General features: G+C 53.6%; 20 protein-coding genes. 14 read left to right on the forward strand and 6 right to left on the reverse strand.

Annotated features, from left to right (window positions below):
• Positions 1–101 precede the first annotated feature (101 nt).
• The 10 genes from B9Q17_RS04550 (at position 102) to B9Q17_RS04590 (ending at position 8,624) form a co-directional block, all read left to right on the forward strand.
• The gene (locus B9Q17_RS04550; protein WP_011783528.1) at positions 102–1,355 is read left to right on the forward strand and encodes an IS256 family transposase; all 1,254 of its coding nucleotides are present in this window, start codon (positions 102–104) and stop codon (positions 1,353–1,355) included.
• 168 nt (positions 1,356–1,523) lie between these two features.
• Entirely contained in the window at positions 1,524–2,576 is a 1,053-nt protein-coding gene (locus B9Q17_RS04555; protein ID WP_094624288.1) for a hypothetical protein, read from the forward strand.
• Positions 2,569–3,117 (forward strand): hypothetical protein, encoded by a 549-nt coding sequence (locus B9Q17_RS04560; RefSeq protein WP_094624289.1) that lies wholly within the window; start codon positions 2,569–2,571, stop codon positions 3,115–3,117. Before B9Q17_RS04555 ends, B9Q17_RS04560 begins: the two co-directional genes overlap by 8 nt.
• A 188-nt stretch (positions 3,118–3,305) precedes the next feature.
• Positions 3,306–3,665, forward strand: coding sequence for a DUF7673 family protein (locus tag B9Q17_RS04565; RefSeq protein WP_094624290.1), 360 nt, complete (start codon positions 3,306–3,308; stop codon positions 3,663–3,665).
• Positions 3,666–3,718: 53 nt separating this feature from the next.
• Positions 3,719–3,859, forward strand: a complete 141-nt coding sequence (locus B9Q17_RS18000) for a hypothetical protein (protein WP_154707612.1) — start codon at positions 3,719–3,721, stop codon at positions 3,857–3,859.
• A 183-nt stretch (positions 3,860–4,042) separates the two neighbouring features.
• Positions 4,043–4,645 (forward strand): hypothetical protein, encoded by a 603-nt coding sequence (locus B9Q17_RS04570; RefSeq protein WP_094624291.1) that lies wholly within the window; start codon positions 4,043–4,045, stop codon positions 4,643–4,645.
• A gap of 60 nt (positions 4,646–4,705) precedes the next feature.
• The gene (locus B9Q17_RS04575) at positions 4,706–5,071 is read left to right on the forward strand and encodes a hypothetical protein (RefSeq protein WP_094624292.1); all 366 of its coding nucleotides are present in this window, start codon (positions 4,706–4,708) and stop codon (positions 5,069–5,071) included.
• Entirely contained in the window at positions 5,068–7,191 is a 2,124-nt protein-coding gene (locus B9Q17_RS04580; RefSeq protein WP_094624294.1) for a fimbria/pilus outer membrane usher protein, read from the forward strand. The genes B9Q17_RS04575 and B9Q17_RS04580 overlap by 4 nt, the downstream gene beginning before the upstream one ends.
• Before the next feature lie 145 nt (positions 7,192–7,336).
• The gene (locus B9Q17_RS04585) at positions 7,337–7,585 is read left to right on the forward strand and encodes a type II toxin-antitoxin system Phd/YefM family antitoxin (RefSeq protein ID WP_094624539.1); all 249 of its coding nucleotides are present in this window, start codon (positions 7,337–7,339) and stop codon (positions 7,583–7,585) included.
• A gap of 664 nt (positions 7,586–8,249) precedes the next feature.
• Positions 8,250–8,624, forward strand: a complete 375-nt coding sequence (locus tag B9Q17_RS04590; RefSeq protein ID WP_094624295.1) for a helix-turn-helix domain-containing protein — start codon at positions 8,250–8,252, stop codon at positions 8,622–8,624.
• Here the strand turns inward: B9Q17_RS04590 and B9Q17_RS04595 are convergent.
• The 6 genes from B9Q17_RS04595 to rpmH form a co-directional block, all read right to left on the reverse strand.
• Entirely contained in the window at positions 8,621–9,853 is a 1,233-nt protein-coding gene (locus B9Q17_RS04595; RefSeq protein WP_094624540.1) for a site-specific integrase, read from the reverse strand. The two genes, B9Q17_RS04590 and B9Q17_RS04595, sit on opposite strands and share 4 nt — an antisense overlap.
• Positions 9,854–10,059: 206 nt before the next feature.
• Positions 10,060–11,430, reverse strand: a complete 1,371-nt coding sequence (gene mnmE, locus B9Q17_RS04600; RefSeq protein WP_094624297.1) for a tRNA uridine-5-carboxymethylaminomethyl(34) synthesis GTPase MnmE — start codon at positions 11,428–11,430, stop codon at positions 10,060–10,062.
• A gap of 72 nt (positions 11,431–11,502) precedes the next feature.
• Positions 11,503–13,206 (reverse strand): membrane protein insertase YidC, encoded by a 1,704-nt coding sequence (yidC, locus tag B9Q17_RS04605; protein WP_094624299.1) that lies wholly within the window; start codon positions 13,204–13,206, stop codon positions 11,503–11,505.
• A gap of 4 nt (positions 13,207–13,210) precedes the next feature.
• The gene (yidD, locus tag B9Q17_RS04610) at positions 13,211–13,495 is read right to left on the reverse strand and encodes a membrane protein insertion efficiency factor YidD (protein ID WP_082641126.1); all 285 of its coding nucleotides are present in this window, start codon (positions 13,493–13,495) and stop codon (positions 13,211–13,213) included.
• Positions 13,495–13,917 carry a ribonuclease P protein component gene (rnpA, locus tag B9Q17_RS04615; RefSeq protein WP_094624300.1) on the reverse strand — a complete coding sequence of 141 codons (423 nt, stop codon included), beginning with the start codon at positions 13,915–13,917 and terminating at the stop codon, positions 13,495–13,497. The genes yidD and rnpA overlap by 1 nt, the downstream gene beginning before the upstream one ends.
• 15 nt (positions 13,918–13,932) lie before the next feature.
• Entirely contained in the window at positions 13,933–14,067 is a 135-nt protein-coding gene (gene rpmH, locus B9Q17_RS04620; protein WP_008172542.1) for a 50S ribosomal protein L34, read from the reverse strand.
• Positions 14,068–14,708: 641 nt separating this feature from the next.
• Between rpmH and dnaA the strand changes: the two genes are divergently transcribed.
• The 4 genes from dnaA to recF are packed head-to-tail and all read left to right on the forward strand — an operon-like array spanning position 14,709 to position 19,783.
• A complete protein-coding gene (gene dnaA / locus B9Q17_RS04625) occupies positions 14,709–16,178 on the forward strand; it encodes a chromosomal replication initiator protein DnaA (RefSeq protein ID WP_094624301.1) in 1,470 nt (489 codons plus the stop codon).
• Positions 16,179–16,230: 52 nt separating this feature from the next.
• Positions 16,231–17,334: a DNA polymerase III subunit beta gene (dnaN, locus tag B9Q17_RS04630; protein WP_094624302.1), complete on the forward strand. Its 1,104-nt coding sequence runs from the start codon at positions 16,231–16,233 to the stop codon at positions 17,332–17,334.
• Positions 17,335–17,352: 18 nt separating this feature from the next.
• On the forward strand, positions 17,353–18,624 hold the full coding sequence (locus tag B9Q17_RS04635; protein WP_058342179.1) for an ABC1 kinase family protein: 1,272 nt from the start codon (positions 17,353–17,355) through the stop codon (positions 18,622–18,624).
• 31 nt (positions 18,625–18,655) lie between these two features.
• A complete protein-coding gene (recF, locus tag B9Q17_RS04640) occupies positions 18,656–19,783 on the forward strand; it encodes a DNA replication/repair protein RecF (protein ID WP_094624303.1) in 1,128 nt (375 codons plus the stop codon).
• Positions 19,784–19,797 lie beyond the last annotated feature (14 nt).

The raw sequence follows: 19,797 nt of genomic DNA on the forward strand, positions 1-19,797 counted from the left end.
GAGTTATGGTGATTTCTGGTGTATGGAAGCAGGCTGAAAGGATGGCGTATCCTGTTGGTTGATCACCACCAAGATCACAACCAACAGAGGATGGATACGCCATGTCCAAGTCTAACCTGCATGCTCTTTCACAACCAGAGGCGACCACGAACGATCCCTTGCACGATCTGATCCGACAGGGTGCCCGTGACCTGATTGCGCGGGCTGTCGAGTCTGAGCTTCAGGGGCTACTGGATCAGTATGCCGATGTATTGACACCCGATGGTCGCAAGGCGGTAGTCCGAAACGGTCATTTACCAAAGCGAACCATTCAGACAGGCGTTGGAGATGTTGACGTTCAGGTGCCCAAGGTCCGGGACCGCAGCGGCTCCGGCATTCGCTTCAACAGTCAGCTCCTGCCACCGTATTTGAAGCGGGCCCAGAGTCTGGATGAACTCATCCCCTGGCTCTACCTGCGCGGTGTCTCCTCTGGCAATTTTCAGGAGGCCCTGAGTGCCTTGGTCGGCGAGCAGGCCAAGGGCCTGTCCGCCAACACGGTGTCACGGCTCAAGGCACGGTGGCTGAAGGAGCACGAGGATTGGCGTCGCCGTGACCTGGGCCAGAAGCGCTACGTCTACTGGTGGGCAGACGGTGTCTACAGCAATGTTCGTCTGGATGATCGACTTTGCCTGCTGGTGATTATCGGGGTCACAGAGCATGGCCACAAGGAGCTGGTCGCGGTGGAAGATGGCCACCGCGAGTCCGAAGCCAGCTGGCGAGAGCTGCTCACCGGCTTGCGTGAACGTGGCCTGGACAATGCGCCCAAGCTGGCCGTAGGCGACGGGGCTTTGGGCTTCTGGAAAGCGCTGAGCAAGGTGTTTCCGGATACCCGGCACCAGAGGTGCTGGGTTCACAAGACTGCCAACGTGCTGGACAAGCTGCCCAAGTCCGTACAGCCGAAGGTGAAGTCAGACCTGCATGAGATCTATCTGGCGGAGACCCGTGATGGCGCTCACAAAGCCTTTGACAGCACGTTAAGGCGATTCCGGGACAAGTACCCGAAGGCCATGGAAAACCTCGAAAAAGACCGGGATGAACTGCTGGCCTTTTACGATTTCCCGGCAGCGCACTGGATTCACTTGAGGACCACGAATCCCATTGAGTCCACCTTCGCCACAGTCAGGCTGAGGACCAAGCGAAGCCGGTCCTGTGGCAACCGCGACACTACGTTATCGATGGTATTTAAATTGCTCCAATCCGCCCAGAAACGCTGGAAGCGGATCAAGGGGTTTAACCAACTGAAGCTGGTCGTGAATAACGTTCAGTTTCGGGATGGAGAACGGGTGGATGATCAATCCGGCAGAGACGCCGCCTGATGCTCATACACCAGATTTGACAATAACTCCGGGCATGAACCGGAGCTGTTTACCGTAATTACGGTAATTACGGTAATTACAGCCTCTCATTCCTATGCTCGCGTTTATGCGATAGCCTGTCGTTAGCTACTGAAACTTAATAACCCAGAGACAACAAGGAGATAATGGGTGGCAAGGGAGAAAAAGCAAAAATCTGTACACTACAAGCTAGCGACTATTTCCAATCAGACTGAGTCTCTTCAAACTCTTCTCGAACAAGCCTTAGCAGAGGATAGCGAAGCCTACATTGCTATACGCCGCATGGAGGCCACTAACCCCGATGATGATTCAGTCTGCCGGTTGATCAATCACCATACCGCTCACCAAGGGATGTTTTTTGGCCAATTAGTAAGATTCGAAAAAGGTCGCGGCCAAGCTCTAATGACCTTTGATGACCAGGCTCCTGAATACTCAATTGACACCATCACAAGTGAATCAGTCGCCAGTCACGAAGAAGTGGATGAAGAAACAAACGCTGAGAAGGTTAGACGTCGTAGAGAATTCATTGACTCAATCCTCTACTTTGGGGTGCTTGATAATCACTTGGTTGTTATGCAGTCTCAAGCCCTCACCACCAGAGAGCTGGAGGCTCATTTGGGATGGTTACTCGGCACCTGCCTGAATCTCATAGCTCGAAATTCTACTCTTGTATTACAAGATAAGATTACGGAATCAGTCCGGGCAAAAGTAGAAAAATCCCCTGTAAAAACGGTGAGTATCGGTACTCCAGTCGAAGCGCGTGAGAAGCATGATGGTGATTCCGAGCAAGCTCAAAACGATTCGAAAGGTGTTAAATGGATCCCTGGAGGCACAGCAGCCGATATTTTAAGCGCTGCGCTTGGTACTGACTGGTGCAACAAGCTAAAACTTGAAGATTCCTTGGATGAGGCAAATCTTCAGGTTCAGCTCAAGGTTACTTATCTCCGAAAGACATCGAAGGCAGGCCAGCAAATGCTGGATAACATCGCCTCATCCATGAGACATATTCATGATGACGATGTGGTAGTTGAGCTCAAAGATGGCGGACGTCTTCAAGGTAAGGATGTCAGACTGAATGGTAAATTGTCGGTACAAACAACGAATGGAATTGTAGACGAGACTGCTCTATACCATGATATGCACAACTGGCTAATTTCGAAAATTGAGTCCGATGAAGTTGAGCACATTGAACCAGATGACTGATTCGTATGCCCTCCGCACAAGCGGGGGATGGACTACTATCGGAATTTTTGTGGTTCTTGGTGCTGCAACTGGCGGTGCTCTGCTCGCTTCTTTTGCGCTGAGAATCTCCCCAAATGATTTTTCAGTGCCATGGTTTATCCTCAGTGCCATGCTAATTCCAATGGCATTTGCCATTACCGCATGGATGAAACTAAACGATCTCCACTCCGATTCTGAGGGGTTAAACCGCGACGAAAAGCGTCGTTTGAGCCATATCGTCGAAGAAAAATTACGACAAGTTCACATAGGCATTGCCTTCTACGTTGTTTCGGCATTGTTCTCCCTCTTTCTGATGATGGTAGGGGGGGATTCTCAATCAATTTTGTCGTGGGCGGTTCCGGTACTCGGTGGTTTGCTCGCGATTTCGTTGTCTAGTATAGGATTTCTACTCGCCCAGTTGCGCGAGGTCTCTAAATTCTTAGCCATGCTCAAAGATAGGAACGCTGCTCGCAGAAGCAAAGCCAAACTTCGCAAAAGACTGAACCACCCCAGAACAAATTAATCCTTATGCAGAGAGGTCTGCGCCAGCCAGCTCTGAGCTTTCTTATTCCCTTCAGGCTGCCGTCTATATTTGGCTTCTTCCGCATCTAAAAGTTTACTTCCCTGCTACGCGCCCAAAACGGGCAATTCCAGAGACCAGCGATTTTACCGACCTGTGGAAAAATTTCTCCAGCAACGAGGAGAAATGCTATGACCACACAAACCCCGATCAACGATTTCATCCACCAACTGACCCACCACGAGTCGCTACGAGTTCGGCGTATCCAACAGGGAGTGCCTGCGCTACAGCGCCTGATCGCAGTCGCTCAGGGCGAAACTCACCAGGCCGCCCATTGCAGGCGATTTTTGCTCTCACTCTATAACAGTTTCGAGTGGCCATTTGATATGCGCCGTCTCCGCGCGCTCGACCCGGATTTGCAGCAGGCCGCACTCGCGGTTATCGAGCTGGACTGGGCCGGTCATGAGATCCACACCCACCTCCACGGCGGTGACGAAATTTTCCAGGATTTCTGGGAACGTGAAACTCCACCGCTCCCGGAAACTGACTAACCACCAACCACCCACCAACCACGAACTTTCACATGTGAAAGAAGGAGAAAACGATGAAAACTATCAAAATTGCAGCTTTCAGCCTATTTCTGGCTATCGCAGCAGCAGCCGGTGCGCTGACTGGCCAGACGGCAGATTCAGGGCTCACAGAGCATCTGAAAACCCTCGAATACCTCGAATCAAGCATTAAGTGAAATCAGGGGCCACACGGCCCCTTTTTGTTTCACATGTGAAACTCCCCTCCGCTTACAAGATTAAAATCTTTTAACCAGAATTTTGGCTATGCACCCAAAACGGGCAATTCCACGCACCTGCGATTTTGCCGACCTGTGGAAAAATTTCTCCTGCGTTTAGCGAAACTCACACAGGAGAAAGCCATGAAAATCAAACATATCGCTCTCGCCATTACCTCTGCCGCTGCTCTGGCCACTACCGGATCCGCACTTGCCACCACCGGAACCGCCACTGCTGAGGTCACCGCCATGCCGCCCGCGCTCGCTATTGAAGAGATTCAACCGTACCAGATGCAGATTGAGCGGGCTCCCGGAGCAACGATGCCCACTGGCGAGTTTTCGCTGAAAATGTGGTCTACCAACGGGATCGCTGTAGACCCTGCGGAGACTGTTCAGCCAGGGTGTCTGAAAATCACTGGCGACACCTCTAAACCGGTTCTGCTAGGCGTCACCGCTTACTCTAGCCTCACAGCTCCACAGGGGGCAGAGATCTCATTTTATGGCGAACCAAAATTTGAACTGGCCACGTCAACTACAGACTGCGCCTCGGCGATAGCCGGGAGTTTTCAGCAGGCGGGGATCGGATATGTAAACACAGCCGCAACTACTGGTGAGACTGGTGAGCTGTACGTGGCATGGCGCTACTACCGACCCACAAGCGCCAGTTCCGGTTTCATGCAGATGAGTCAGTGGGAAGAAGGAACGTTCACCGGAACGGTTGATGTTCAGGTCGATTACGAAATGTAACGACAGGACATCGCAGCGCAGGGCTGGCCAGACCAGCCCTAAGCTTTCCGGAGGTTCTCCATGAAATATATCGTTTCCGCATTGGTGCTCATCGTCACCCTGTCCGTTTCGGCTCAGGCAAACGCTTTCCAGCTCCGTCATCACGAGGTCACGCTGACCGAGAGCGAAACGCTCTCGATCCCGGTGAAAAACACTCAGGATCATCCAATTGTTCTCCGCATCACGCCACCAGAAGGAGTGCAGGTATTTCCACGCCGTGCTCGCCTGCTACCCGGTGACCGGCAGGTGATCAAGGTGCGGATGATTTCGGGTCATATTGAGCCCGGAGCCAGGCTCGCGTTCAGCTATGCCGTGGATCGGCCAGAGAAAACCGGTAGCCACGCCCGGCTAACACTGCGAATCCCGGTGCGGGAGGTAGAAAAATGAAGTTTCGCTCCCGACTTTCACATGTGAAAGTTTTTGCCGTCGCTGGCGCGCTCGCCCTAACCGCAGCTCCGGCCAAGGCTGAGGACTACCTGATGACCTTTGTCGTGAACGGACAAAGTAAGGGAGAGTATCTGGTTTCACGCGATAAGTCGGAAGCTACGGTTGAAGCGGCTCTCTGGAGAGCAGCCGGAGTGAATGCCACCGAGCCGCTACCGCTGGAGCGGCTGAACGGAATAGGCACATCGAAAATTGTCTGGTCGGAACAAACCATCTATTTCTATCCACGCCAGACAGAAACTGGCCGGGAACTGATTGAGCCTGAAGCCCGCATTGAGCCTACCGTTGCTGAGTACGACATCAAATCGGCTGACTACTATCTAACTCACCATAGCGAGTCCGATGAATCGCTCGTGGGCAGCATCACTGCTACGGGGCGCATGGCGTCGTTCGATCTCGATGTGCGAGCTGGGATTGGCAACCACGAAAACTATTTTTCCAGCCAATGGCACGATGAAGACAACCGATATGTGAAAAATCTGGAACTGGGTCGCGTTCAGCGGTACGGACTCGATGGGCTCAGTCTCACCAATGAGAGCCACCTATCCACTGGGCGGTTTGCCACTGACCAGATTGAGCTGTACTGGCCTGCGGGAACTCGCGTCGATGTGTATCGAGGCGGCGCGTATATCGAATCGGTGGTGCTGGATAGTGATCCCTATCAATACGAAATCGAACTGGACTACGCACAAAATCGCTATCAATTCCGGGCTGTTTTGCCTGATGGTCGGACAGATGAACGCATTGTGGAAAGATCGGTTTCTGGCAGGCTCGCGCCAGTGGGAAGGCTCAACTATCGGCTGGCAGCTGGACAGATCCCGGACGGAGAATCCCTAGCCACGGGCTACGTCTCCTATGGCCTGTCCAATGAGGTTTCCATTTTTGGTGGCCGCGATTATCAGGAGCGAACCTACTTATCGACTCTGTACGCCCGTGACAATTCATCATTGGAGGCCTCATGGTATGGCAGCTCCGGCTGGGGCCTCAACGGAAACTGGCAGAACGACCATTTCTCTCTGTTTGGTCGAATCAGCGATCTCGACGACTATGAACAGCAGTCGGTCAACCTCAATTTTCGCGGGGCATTTCGGCCCTCGATTCAGTACACCAGTCGGTCAAGCGCCACTGGGTACGAGTCGGAGGAAGCCACACTCCGCACGTATCACAATCTCTATATGAGGCCACTCCGGAGCTCAGCATCGCTGTCCCCCTATTTTTCAGTCAGGGAGCGGAATAGCCAGGATTACAATGTCTACGGGATCCGAACTCTGGTGAATATGCCTGATGGCTGGCAGGCCACCGCAAATTATGAGTACGAAAGCCGCAGCGATTTTCAGAATATCCAGCGTTTCCAAGGCGAGTTATCCAAAAGGTTTGGTTTGGGCCGCCTGACCTATCGCCATACAGCAAACAATTTTGGCCAGGGTTGGGCCACTCAGCAGCAGAGTTTCAGGGTGAACGTCTGGAACTGGGATGCTGCAACGTTATCAGCGGGCGTCTCTCGCTCAGCCAATGGGGATAAGAGCGTCAGCCTCACCATTTCCGGATCGTTTGGTCGGAACGGTCTAACCAGAATCCCCCAACGAAACCAGGCCATGATGGAGTTATCCACATGCCGTGATACCAATGCCGATGGAATGTGTCAGGACGATGAGCCAGATGTTACCGGTATAAGCGCGAAGATTGGTGATCATGAGGTTATTACGCCTGCTGTGGTGGACTCGCTTACTCCGTATCGACGGTACAACGTTCAAGTGGGCGGTGATTTCGGTTTGTCTCCTCGGTACAGCGCTGTTGAAACAAGCCGGTTGGTTCGTGGTGGTGTAAACCAATTGCGACTACCGCTCTCCGAGATCCGCGAAGTGGAGGGGCAGCTAGACGCAGACGGTATTCGAGTTGCGCTTGTGGATAAGTCCACTGGCAATGTTCTGAGCGAACAAACTACCGAGTTTGGTGGTTGGTATCTGTTCTATGCGCCTGCGCACAAAGAGGTTGAGGTCGTGCCGGTCTCTGAGCTAAAACTTTCACATGTGAAAGAAAATTCTGGTGAGGAAGCCTCCTGATGGAAAGCGCACTAATCGGCTAACAAGATAATAGAGTCGGTAACCGAAAAAATTGCTTTATACGATCTATTAAAAGGTCATTGTCTTGCGCATGAGCACGATCGTCCTTAACGTATGACCTGTTAACAGGTCTTTGGAGGGCGCTGTGACCAATCAAATTTATTCTGAAGTGACCGCGAGCATTTCAGAGCTCAAAAAAAATCCGATGGCGGCCGTGGATTCAGGAGAGGGGTTTCCGATCGCGGTTTTGAACAGGAATAAACCCGCTTTTTACTGCGTTCCCGCCGAAATCTACGAAGCCATGCTCGACAGGCTGGACGACCAGGAGCTGGTGGCCATTGTGAAAGATCGAAGCGCAGAACCAAATATTCGAGTCGATCTGAATGAGCTTTAAGTATTCGCTTGCATTCAAACCATCAGCTCTCAAGGAATGGAAGAAGCTCGCTCCGGCAATTCGAGATCAGTTTAAGAACTGCTATGGCAAGCCATTAAACGTGCCATGAGGAAATGATTAGAAAAACTTTCACATGTGAAAGAAAATTCTGGAGAGGAAGCCTCCTGATGGAAAGCGCACTGATCGGTTATCTGGCATTCACGACCGGCGTTTTGCTTGTCTGTGCTGGCATGTATGTCTGGGCGGATCCGCTGGAGCGGTGGATCCGCAAAAAGTTTCACATGTGAAAGTCCCATGGATAAATCTGAACGCTCACCCACCTGCTCACACTGCGGCTGTTCCGATCTGCATTTGGGCTCACAGGATGTGACCTACGAGGGGATAACCATCAACGACATCCGGGGATGGCACTGCCCATGTGGCAACGTGGTTTTTCTCGACACATCGGAACTAGCCAGGGCCAAAGCGGCTTACGAGGAAAAACTGCTATGGCAAGCCATTGAACGCTCCATGAGAAAATGAGCAGAAAACTTTCACATGTGAAAGAAATTTCCCGCCCCAACCTGCTCTTTCCGCCCAAATTGGACAATTCCAGAGGCCAGCGCTTTCCCGAACTTCTGAAACAATAAACCCATCAAAGCAGACAGAAACATGGGTGTAAAACATGGCATCAGAAGTTCAGGAACTATCTCACGTGCTCAAAGAACTCGCAGAGATCAAAACGTTGCTGTCAGTTGTCATCGAACAAAAGACTGGGGAGAAAGCGCCGTTACCTCCGGCTGACAAAGAGTTTCTCACAGTGGATGAGGCAGCGGCGTTCATCGGCGCTAAGAAATCATACATTTACCACCTGACCCACCAGAAGCTGATCCCGTTTTCCAAGCCAGGTGGCAATCGTGTTCTGATCAAAAAGTCAGATTTGCTGGACTGGGTTGAGGCCAACCGCATCAAGTCCCAGGGCGAGATCCAGAAAGAGGTAGCCGAACTGGTAGCCGGATCTCGCCGCCGCGCCGGGCGTGGTCGTCGCAGACTGTCCTAGTCTGCGACTTCCAACGGGTGACCGCAGTGGGGGCAGGAATTCGTGGTTTCGGGCTCGTCTTCCTCAGACAGAATCCTTGGCACTGAAAAACGCATGGTTCTGGTGCGATCCTCATCCAGAATATCCGAATAGATCTCCGTGGTTCTGAGCTCGGAATGGCCAAGCAGTCGTGAAACCTGATAAATGCTCACCCCTCGGCTGAGCAATGCAACGGCAAAACTATGTCTGCCAGCATGGAAGGTGACGTGTTTTTCCACTCCTGCCCGGAGTGCCCACTGGAGCAGGGCCACGTTGGTATACGAGCTGTATTTCAACCCTTTGAAGACCCGATCCTCCGGATCCCCTCGATTTTCCAGCTCGATCAATTCCACTGCATCATCAGACAGATCGAGGTAGAGAAGGGATTTGCCGCTGGCAGAGTTTTTGATTTTCTGCTGCTCAAAAATTATGCGGTAATGATCCTCACCAAACTTCTCAATTTCTTTCCATTTCAGCTTCTGGATGTCGCTCCAACGCAGGCCGGTCTGGCAACTGAATAGAAAGGCCCGCTTCAGAACTGGATACCGGCATTCCGCGTCGGCCATGCGCTTCATCTCAGAAACGGTCAGATAGACGCGCTTAGTATTGTCGGCTTTGACGCTACCAACCTTCTGGGCTGGGTTCTGTCTGATAATTCCCTCGGCATATGCCTCGTTGAGCGCACTGCGAATCTTTCCGAAATAAGCAGCAACTGAATTCTGGGAGAGCTTGGTCTGGGATTTGGTGACGGACTCGCTCAGGAGATACTGCTTGAATCCTTCCAGAAACTCGCCGTCAACTTCATCAAACGTGAGCTCTGCTTTGCCATGATAACGTCGAAGGTGCTTGCCTGCTGACACCCAGTTGGCGTGATTCGACACGCTACCAGATTCCTTCTTCTCGGTTATCCGATCATAGAAATCAAAAAAGCTGGAAGCTGTTTTGATCCTGTCCTCCAGCTGAAACTTGTTTCCATGCGCTTCTACCTGCCGGGCAGCACGAGCCGCCTCAGCCTGGCGCATCATTTCCTTGTTGTGTTGTCTTTCAGCCTGATTTTTGGGCTTGTGGTACACGTACAGATCAAGAGGTTCGTAATGCCGCTTGATCCGGGTTTTTCCATCCTCGCCCTTATCCGAACCGTAGTAGTAGGCCAAACGAAGGCGCTGCATCCCCTGACTGTTGGGGCTCCGCTTGTTGATCTTGATATTCACGACCGTCTCCAAGAATTTTGATCCCGTTGATCCATTATCTTATCCATGGATCAAATAGGGCACAATTTCTGTTGAAACGATCAAAAATGCTTCCTAGCTTTTCGAAGATTAATCTGTGGAAAGAATCTTAATTAAGATATAAAACAACAAGATATGTTTTATATGGTTCAATAGGTTTTGAAGGTTTTTTATCCACAAAACACGCTTCATTTCCCGATGCAGAAGCTGCTGAAAATCTTACCCAAAAGCTCATCCGGCGTCAGATGCCCGGTGATTTCCCCCAGGGCATCCTGGGCCGCATGCAGGTCTTCCGCCAGTAATTCACCGGCGCCGTAACCTTCGAGTTGAGTCTGGCCCTGGAGCAAGGAATCCCGCGCCCGCTCGAGCGCATCCAGGTGCCGGCGCCGGGCTAGAAAGCCGCCTTCGGTGGTACTGGCAAAGCCAATGCACTGTTTCAGGTGATCCCGAAGTACTTCAAGGCCTTCCGCGACCTTGGCGGCAAGCCGGATAACCGGGGCGGTTTGATGCGGCTCTGCAGTGATACCTACCGCTTCACCGGACAAATCCACCTTGTTACGGATAACGGTGACCGGTGCGCTGGCGGGCAGCTGGTCGATAAAGTCCGGCCAGATTTCATGGGGTTCGGTTTTGTCGGTGGTGGTGGCATCCACCATCAGCAGAATACGGTCGGCCTGGCGGATTTCCTCCCAGGCCCGGGCAATGCCGATGCGTTCCACTTCATCCGGGCTGTCCCGCAGGCCGGCCGTGTCGATGATATGCAGCGGCATGCCATCAATGTGGATATGTTCCCGCAACACATCCCGGGTAGTGCCTTCGATAGCGGTCACAATCGCCGCTTCCCTGCCCGCAAGGGCATTGAGCAGGCTGGATTTTCCGGCATTGGGCCGGCCGGCGATCACCACTTTCATGCCGTCCCGCAAGATAGTGCCTTGCTGGGCTTCGCCCAGGATCTGCTCTACCTGTTCCAGCAGGTTCTGAAGGTCGGTTGCCACCTTGCCATCCGCCAGGAAGTCGATCTCCTCTTCCGGAAAATCGATGGCCGCTTCCACGTAAATGCGCAGATGGGTGATGGCCTCCACCAGGTTATCCACACGCTTGGAGAATACCCCTTGCATGGAACGGACGGCGCAACGGGCGGCCTGTTCCGAGCTGCTTTCGATCAGATCGGCAATAGCTTCGGCCTGGGCCAGGTCCAGCTTGTCATTCAGGAAGGCTCTTTCGGAGAATTCACCTGGGCGGGCCAGCCGGGCACCCAGGCTACAGACTTCCCGCAACAGGATATCCAGGATCACGGTACCGCCGTGGCCCTGTAGTTCGAATACATCCTCGCCGGTAAAGGAGTTCGGATTGGGGAAGTACAGGCCGATGCCTTCATCGATCAGTTCACCCTGTTGGTCCCGGAACGGACCATAATGGGCATATCGGGGTCTGGGCTCGAAGCCCAGCATGGCGCGGGCTATAGTCATGGCTTTCGGGCCGGACACCCGAACAATACCTACACCGGCCTGGCCCGGAGCAGTGGCAATGGCGGCGATGGTGTCTGTAGCTGGCTGCATCTTCATTTTCCCGGGATAGAAAAAACAAAGGCTCCCCAAGGGAGCCTTTGTCAGGTCAGAAGGACTGTTAAATCAGTACTTCTTGCCTGCAGTTTCCGCTTCGATCTTGCGGGTAATGTACCACTGCTGGGAGATCGAAAGAATGTTGTTCACCAGCCAGTACAGTACCAGGCCTGCCGGGAACCACAGGAAGAACACAGTAAAGATCAGCGGCATCAGCTTCATGATCTTGGCCTGCATGGGATCCGGCGGTGTCGGGTTCAGGCTCATCTGAATGAACATACTGGCACCCATCAGGATCGGCAGGATGAAGTACGGGTCCATCTGGGACAGATCCTGGATCCACAGCATGAACGGCGCGTGGCGCAGCTGCACACTTTCAAACAGTACCCAGTACAGGGAAATGAACACCGGCATCTGAACCAGGATCGGCAGACAGCCACCCAGCGGATTGATTTTTTCCCGCTTGTACAGGGCCATCATTTCCTGGGACATGCGCTGGCGGTCGTCGCCATAGAGTTCCTTCAGGCGGGTCAGCTGCGGAGCGACCGCACGCATCTTGGCCATGGACTTGTAACTGGTGGCAGACAGGTGGAAGAACACCGCCTTTACCAGAACCGTCAGCAGGATAATGGCCACACCCCAGTTACCCACCAGGCCATAGAACCATTCCAGGATGATGAACAGCGGCAGCGAGATGAAGAACAACCAGCCGAAATCAACGGTGCGGTCCAGGTTGGGTGCCAGGGCTTCCAGGCGATCAATGATCTTCGGGCCCACGTAGGCGGTTGCGCCAATTTCCGCGGTATCACCGGCAGCCACCGTGGTGGCGGGGTAAACAAAGCCCATCACGTGCAACTGATCCCGACGGGTACTCTGGAACTGGGCTGTCTGATCACGGTCAGGAACCCAGGCGGTCAGGAAGTAGTGCTGCAGAAACGCCAGCCAGCCGTTGGTAACAGACTGGTTGATGCGGTTTTCGGATAGATCATCAAAGTCGTATTTTTCGTAGGGGTCTTCCGGCGTACTGACCACCATACCCAGATAGGCCTTGATACCCATGCTGGCCTGGGAAGTGGGGTCCGGAGCCTGGTCACGAACGATTTTGCCGGTAAAGTTGCCCTGCCAGTCGGATTCCGAGTTGTTGCTGATCAGGTAACGGACACCGATTTCGTAGCTGTCCCGGGCCAGTTGGTAACGCTTGGTGATAGCCACGCCCTGATCGGTGGTGAAGGTCAGGTCGATGTTGAGTTCGTCCTGGCCTTCAGATAATTCGAACTCGCTGCTTTCAGTGTTGAATACCGGCGCCTGGGAGGCGTTACGGCCATCCGGGCCATCACGGCCGATCAGTCCGCTTTCCAGCAGGTAGGTACGGGTCTGGGTGCTGGTCAGCAGTTTCAGGGGTTGTTCGCTGTTGAGGGATTCGTCGTACTGGAGCAGTGAACTTTCCACCACGTTGCCGCCAATACGGTCAATCTTCAGCTGGAAAACGTCGGTGGTTACGGTGATGTAGCGGTTGCTGACTGAACCTTCCGAAGCTGCAGACGTTGACGACAGGCTACCGGTTTCCGGTGTGGCGAATTCATCGTTGCCTGATGCTGTCGATCCGGACTCCGGCAACACCATATCGTCTGCCATTGCGTTGCCGTTAACGGAGGACTCAGCCTCTACCACCTGGGTAGTTTGCGGCTGGTTATAATCTTCGTTCCAGGCTAGCACCATCAGGTAACTGACAATCGCAAGACCGGCAAACAAAACGATGCGTTGAATATCCATAAACTTAGGGTCTGGTCTGAGTAGTGGTGTGAGTGGATTCAGTCAGGTTGCCGGTTGGCTCTGGAGCAACGTGCCCGGTTCCCGGTACAGGATCATAACCGCCTTCGGCCCAGGGATGACATCTGAGTAGACGCGCACCTGCCAGGTAACTGCCTTTGAGAGCGCCATGATGCTGAATGGCTTCGACAGCGTATTGTGAACAGGTAGGGTAGTGCCGGCAATGGCTTGCCATCATTGGAGAGATGGCATATTGGTAGAACCGGATGGGTAAAAGCAGTAATTGGCGCATCAATCTGTACCTCGGGACGTCGCGTCTGGGCCCTCAGACGTTGATTTTCGGTACGTTTTTTCGAGTTGCTTGTTGAACTGCTTTTTCACTCTGCGCCAGATATCGTCCAAAGCGGAATGCACCGCTGGATTTTCCAGCTGGGCAAGGCCTTGTCTGCCAAGAACAATGATGTCCAGGGCGGGTAAATCCTGCTGATTTCTGAAGGTTTCCCGTACCTGGCGTTTGATCCGGTTTCTCTGGACCGCCAGTTTCAGGTTTTTCTTCGAGAAAATCAGTCCGACCCTGGCGTGCCCCAGATTATTGGGAGCAGCCAGGATCAGAAAATTCCTGTGCGGAACTTTCAGCTGTACGCCATCGAAGACCTTGCTGTAGTCCGAAGGTTTCAACAGTCGATGAGACTTCGGAAACGTCAAAGCCTTCATGAGGCGAGCGTAAAGTTACGCAGACAGACGTGCGCGGCCTTTGGCACGACGACGGGAAATTACCTTACGGCCGTTCGCAGTCGCCATACGGGCACGGAAACCGTGAACACGCTTGCGCTTCAGGACGCTTGGCTGGAATGTTCTTTTCATGGTGATGATCTCACAAATCGTCAATGGACATTGGTAACTGGCTGGAAAATAGACAGCCAAAACAGGAGCGGCATTCTAGTCAAATCCTGAGACAAGTTCAATGTTTGAGCGACAGGTAAAGCAAGTTTTCCGTATGGGTAAAACCCGCAAGGCTCACTAACAGAATCTATAAGTCTTTTTTAAATTCTTTCAAAGATTATTTATTACTGTTATTACGCACCATGATTTCTGTGGAAAAGCCTAAAAATCTCAACAGAAACAAAAAAATAGAATAATAATAAGGCTTGTGACAGGTCGCTCTGAGCCCTGTGGAGAACGCCCTGTCGAATTGTGAACAAGTCCGGTTCGGAATCAGGGAGCGAGTTATCCATGGTTCGGTCAAGGTGTTGCACACAGGGTTGAAGCGGTGGTTTACACAGAGCCCTGTGTATAACTTTTTTTCAGGGGTTTTCTGTACACAAGGCTGTAGATAGGTTTGTAAGAATTTGAAACTGAAAATAAAAAGTTTCCACAGGCTGTTCATGACCTGCACAGCCGGCCTTTTACTGAACCCCGGCTCGGGGTAGAATCCGGGGTCACCTTGAGCAACGGGAAAGCCCTTTCCGGTGTAAGAACAGTCAGGTAGTCGGGAGCAGGCGGTCGTGCCGAACAGTATGTGGCATCAATGTCTTGAAGTACTCCGGGATGAATTTCCCGCACAGCAGTTTAATACTTGGTTGAGGCCCCTCCAGTCGGATCAGCGCGAAGGGCAGTTGATGCTGTTCGCTCCCAACCGTTTCGTGATGGATTGGGTGAATGAAAAATACCTGCGCCGTATAGAAGAAGTATTAAAGGAGCTGGGAGGCGGTCAGGCCCCCCGGGTTCAGATGAAAGTGGGGTCTGCCCCCAAGGCGAGCGAGCCGGTGGTGCGTTCGGTGGCCGAGCCGGTTCCGGAACGCCTGTCTGATGAAACCGGCGAGACCGTTACTGAAGAAGAGAAAAGCGTGGCGGCTACGGTGGCCAGTCCGCGCCAGGCGCCAGGCAGCACGTCTGCCGGCAGGACCGGTGGTAACGAACGGCGCCCGGTGCAGGTTGAGGGTGATATCAAGCACCAGAGTTTCCTGAACGAAACCTTTACCTTCGATACCTTTGTAGAAGGTAAATCCAACCAGCTGGCCCGCGCGGCCTCCATGCAGGTGGCAGAGAACCCCGGTGGCGCCTATAACCCGTTATTCCTTTATGGTGGCGTAGGCTTGGGTAAAACCCACCTGATGCACGCCATCGGTAACGAGATTGTCCGTCGCAACCCGAAGGCCAAGGTGGCGTACCTGCGCTCGGAACGGTTTGTGGCCGATATGGTCAAGGCGCTGCAGCTGAACGCCATCAATGAATTCAAACGCTACTACCGCTCGGTCGATGCCTTGCTGATTGACGATATCCAGTTCTTCGCCCGCAAGGAGCGCTCCCAGGAAGAGTTTTTCCACACCTTCAATGCGCTGCTTGAGGGTGGTCAGCAGGTGATTGTGACCTGTGACCGTTTCCCGAAAGAAATCGTGGATATGGAAGAGCGACTGAAATCCCGGTTCGGCTGGGGCCTGACGGTGATGGTCGAGCCGCCGGAGCTGGAAACCCGGGTCGCGATTCTGATGAAGAAGGCCGAGCAGGCCAATGTGAAGCTGAGCAGCGAAGCGGCGTTTTTCATTGCCCAGAAAATACGCTCCAACGTCCGGGAGCTTGAAGGCGCGCTGCGTTTGGTGATAGCGAATGCTCACTTCACTGGCTCTGAGATTACCCCGCCGTTTATCCGGGAAAGCCTGAAAGACCTGCTGGCACTGCATGAAAAGCAGGTCAGTATTGATAATATCCAGCGCACCGTGGCGGAGTATTACAAGATCAAGGTATCGGACCTGTTGTCCAAGCGCCGGACCCGTACCGTCACCCGGCCCCGCCAGGTGGCGATGTCCCTGGCCAAGGAACTGACCAACCACAGTTTGCCGGAAATTGGCGATGCCTTTGGCGGCCGTGACCACACCACGGTGCTGCACGCCTGCAAGAAGATAATCGAGTTGCAGGAAACCGATCCGGGCATCCGGGAAGACTACCAGAACTTTATGAGACTGCTGACCACCTGACCGGGGTGGCAAAACCAATAACATTCACTTCCGATAACTGAAGCCGAGTGCCATGAAACTGACAATCAGCCGTGAATCCCTGCTCACCCCGCTGCAAAGCATTGCGGGCGTTGTGGAAAAGAAACAGACCATGCCGGTGCTGTCCAACGTGTTGTTGGAAGCGGAAGACAATACCCTGACGCTGACCGGTACCAATATGGAAGTGGAGCTGGTAGGCCGGGTAACCCCGGTACACGTGGACCAGCCTGGCAGGATCACGGTTCCGGCCCGCAAGCTGTCGGATATCTGTCGTGCGCTTGGCGACGAGGCGCCGATTGACCTGGCACTGGAAGGCGATCGCTTGCACGTGCGCGCGGGTAATTCCCACTTCACCCTGTCCACCCTGCCGGCTGAGCATTTCCCGAACGTGGAAGACGAGCCGGAAAGCTTCCGCCTGGAGTTGCCCCAGAAGGAACTCGGCCGCATGTTCGATGCCACCGCCTTCGCCATGGCCCAGCAGGATGTGCGTTACTACCTGAACGGGCTGTTGCTGGAAGTGGACAGCGGCCATGTCCGTACCGTGGCTACCGATGGCCATCGCCTGGCCATGGCTCACAGCGATCTGCAGACCGGTTGTCCGGACCTGCGCCAGGTGATTGTGCCGAGAAAAGGGGTCCTTGAGCTGGCCCGCCTGCTCGATGACGACGAGTCCCCCGTCACGTTGGTGATCGGCGATAACCATCTCCGTGCCACAGTGGGTGCGTACACCTTTACCTCCAAGCTGATTGAAGGCAAGTTTCCGGACTACAACCGGGTTATTCCCCGTGGCGGCGACAAGATTGTCCTGGCCGATCGCGCCACACTGAAAAATACCCTGCAGCGGGCCGGTATCTTGTCCCATGAAAACATTCGCGGCGTGCGCCTGAACCTGTCCCCGGGACAGTTGCAGGTATTTGCCAACAACCCGGACCAGGAACAGGCCGAAGATGCCTTGCCGGTAGACTACCAGGGCGAATCCCTGCAGATCGGTTTCAATGTAGGCTACCTGGTGGATGTGATGAACGTCCTGGACGATGCCCAGGTGAAGATCACTCTGTCTAATCCAAACAGCAGTGCGCTGATTGAAGCCGAGAATGACAACAGCTGTCTGTATGTTGTCATGCCCATGCGGCTGTAATTATTTCTGGAGGACTTTATGGGTGCCGTAACGAATGGAATCAAAGGTGCTTTCCGAATTGGCCAGACCTTGTCGGTGCTGGGCCGTACCGGGCTGAACTGGGTGCGGGGCGATCGCCCCCCTACCCCGCAGCTGCTGCGCCAGACCTTCGAAAACCTGGGTGCTACCTACATCAAGCTGGGCCAGTTTATCGCCAGCTCGCCTACCTTTTTCCCGAAGGAGTATGTGGAGGAGTTCCAGTATTGCCTGGATAAAACCCCGAGCCTGCCCTTCAGCGTCATCCGCAAGATTATCCGGGATGAACTGGGCCGGCCGATTGACCAGGTGTTTGCCGAGATCGATCCGGTGGCCCTCGCCTCCGCATCCATTGCCCAGGTACATGCGGCAAAGCTGGTGACCGGTGAAGATGTGGTGATCAAGGTTCAGAAGCCGGGTGTGGAAAACATCCTGCTGACGGACCTGAATTTTCTGTATCTGTCTGCCCGTATCCTGGAAACCCTGGCTCCGAAACTGTCCTGGACTTCCCTGTCGGGCATTGTCGATGAAATCCAGCAAACCATGATGGAAGAATGTGATTTCATCAAGGAAGCCAATAACCTCAAGGTTTTCCGACAGTTCCTGAACGATACCCACAACGAAGACGCCACGGTTCCCCTGGTGTACGAGCATTGCAGCAGCCGTAGGATCCTCACCATGGAACGCTTCCATGGCGTACCGCTGACCGACCTGGAAAGTATTCGCGGATTTTCCAGCGATCCGGAACGCACCCTGATTACGGCCATGAATACCTGGTTTGCCAGCCTGACCAAGTGCGAATTTTTCCACGCGGATGTGCACGCCGGTAACCTGATGGTGTTGAAGGACGGACGGGTCGGGTTTATTGATTTCGGCATTGTGGGCCGTATCAAGCCGGACACCTGGCAGGCGGTAAGCGATTTTATTTCCGCCATCATGGTGGGCAACTTCGATGGCATGGCCGATGCCATGATTCGTATCGGCGTGACCCGTCGCTCTGTGCGGGTGGAAGATTTGTCTGCGGATTTGCAGAAACTGTACCGTCAGATGGATCGCATGGTGCCGGACGATGTGCCCTATCAGGTGGACCAGGCCGAGGATGATGTGAACAACATCCTGATGGATATGGTCAAGGTTGGCGAAAGCCACGGGCTGCACTTCCCGCGTGAGTTCGCGCTGTTACTGAAACAGTTCCTGTACTTCGACCGTTATGTGCATATCCTGGCGCCGGAAATGGATGTGTTTATGGATGAACGCCTGACCATGCTGCATTAACGGGGCCCAGGTTTATCGAGATTTTCTCCCTATGGCGCTAGTGAAACTTCAGACCCAGAATTTTCGTAACCTGGCGCCGGATCCCATCAGCTTCTCTCCCTCCTTTAACCTGATCTACGGTGCCAATGGCAGTGGTAAATCCAGCGTACTGGAAGCCATTGGTTATCTGGGGCTCGGTCGCTCGTTCCGGGTTACCCGGCACCAGGCGGTCGTTTCCCATGGTCAGAGCAAACTCACGGTTTTTGGTGGCCTGGATAAAGGCATGGCCGGAACTTCAGATGACAGCCAGGAACCTGTTGTTCATCGTCTGGGTATTGCCCGGGATGTTGCAGCGAAGGAAACTTCTCTTCGCGTGGACGGTGAGGCTGTTCGTAGTTTGTCGGCACTGGCCATGCATCTTCCGGTGTCGGTTATTGATCCCGGTGTTTTTGACATTGTGGCCGGGGGCCCGGGTAAGCGTCGCCAGTTTCTGGATTGGTTAGTGTTCCACGTGGAACCTTCCTTTTCTTTAACCTGGCAACAATGCCAGAGAGTGACATCACAGCGGAATCAAACGCTCAGAAATGGTAGACTGGACGAATCATTGATGCGGGTATGGGACAATCAGTTTGGTGCCCTTGCAGAAACCCTCAGCGACATCAGGGAACAGGTTTTCAGGAAGTTCAAAACAGCCTTCAATGAAGTGCTCAAAGAACTGGATGCCGGATGGACAGAAGGCCTCAAGCTGGAGTTCTATCCGGGCTGGGATCGCAGCCAGTCACTGGTTGAGGTACTGGCCGGTCACCGGGAACAGGAACGCCGGATGGGGCACACATTGTACGGCCCCAACCGTGCCGACATTCGCTTGAAGCTAGGCGGGCGTCCGGTGGCAGAAACCTTTTCACGGGGACAGCAGAAAACCCTCGTGATCCTGATGAAGATTGCCCAGGGCAAGGTTCTGAGCGATCTCGGTAAACAGGTTACCTTCCTGCTGGATGACATCAATGCGGAGCTGGATGTGCGCCACCGGATTATGTTGGCCCGCAAGCTCCAGGAATTGCGTTGTCAGGTGTTTATTACCTCCATCGAACACCCGGAACCCGACGTGTTATGGGCCGGTGTCGATGCCCCTGAATACAGAATGTTCCACGTGGAACATGGAAAATTGACGGAAGAATAGACCGGGAATCACCT

It is taken from the genome of Marinobacter vinifirmus, assembly GCF_002258215.1.
GTDB lineage: Bacteria > Pseudomonadota > Gammaproteobacteria > Pseudomonadales > Oleiphilaceae > Marinobacter > Marinobacter vinifirmus.

Excerpts from the sequence above, each read along its gene's own strand:
- B9Q17_RS04635 (WP_058342179.1), top strand. The coding sequence starts at position 17,353 with ATGGGTGCCGTAACGAATGGAATCAAAGGTGCTTTCCGAATTGGCCAG.
- B9Q17_RS04580 (WP_094624294.1), top strand. The coding sequence starts at position 5,068 with ATGAAGTTTCGCTCCCGACTTTCACATGTGAAAGTTTTTGCCGTCGCT.
- B9Q17_RS04560 (WP_094624289.1), top strand. The coding sequence starts at position 2,569 with ATGACTGATTCGTATGCCCTCCGCACAAGCGGGGGATGGACTACTATC.
- yidC (WP_094624299.1), bottom strand. The coding sequence starts at position 13,206 with ATGGATATTCAACGCATCGTTTTGTTTGCCGGTCTTGCGATTGTCAGT.
- B9Q17_RS18000 (WP_154707612.1), top strand. The coding sequence starts at position 3,719 with ATGAAAACTATCAAAATTGCAGCTTTCAGCCTATTTCTGGCTATCGCA.
- B9Q17_RS04575 (WP_094624292.1), top strand. The coding sequence starts at position 4,706 with ATGAAATATATCGTTTCCGCATTGGTGCTCATCGTCACCCTGTCCGTT.
- rnpA (WP_094624300.1), bottom strand. The coding sequence starts at position 13,917 with ATGAAGGCTTTGACGTTTCCGAAGTCTCATCGACTGTTGAAACCTTCG.
- B9Q17_RS04565 (WP_094624290.1), top strand. The coding sequence starts at position 3,306 with ATGACCACACAAACCCCGATCAACGATTTCATCCACCAACTGACCCAC.
- B9Q17_RS04570 (WP_094624291.1), top strand. The coding sequence starts at position 4,043 with ATGAAAATCAAACATATCGCTCTCGCCATTACCTCTGCCGCTGCTCTG.
- B9Q17_RS04550 (WP_011783528.1), top strand. The coding sequence starts at position 102 with ATGTCCAAGTCTAACCTGCATGCTCTTTCACAACCAGAGGCGACCACG.
- yidD (WP_082641126.1), bottom strand. The coding sequence starts at position 13,495 with ATGCGCCAATTACTGCTTTTACCCATCCGGTTCTACCAATATGCCATC.
- mnmE (WP_094624297.1), bottom strand. The coding sequence starts at position 11,430 with ATGCAGCCAGCTACAGACACCATCGCCGCCATTGCCACTGCTCCGGGC.
- B9Q17_RS04590 (WP_094624295.1), top strand. The coding sequence starts at position 8,250 with ATGGCATCAGAAGTTCAGGAACTATCTCACGTGCTCAAAGAACTCGCA.
- recF (WP_094624303.1), top strand. The coding sequence starts at position 18,656 with ATGGCGCTAGTGAAACTTCAGACCCAGAATTTTCGTAACCTGGCGCCG.
- rpmH (WP_008172542.1), bottom strand. The coding sequence starts at position 14,067 with ATGAAAAGAACATTCCAGCCAAGCGTCCTGAAGCGCAAGCGTGTTCAC.
- dnaN (WP_094624302.1), top strand. The coding sequence starts at position 16,231 with ATGAAACTGACAATCAGCCGTGAATCCCTGCTCACCCCGCTGCAAAGC.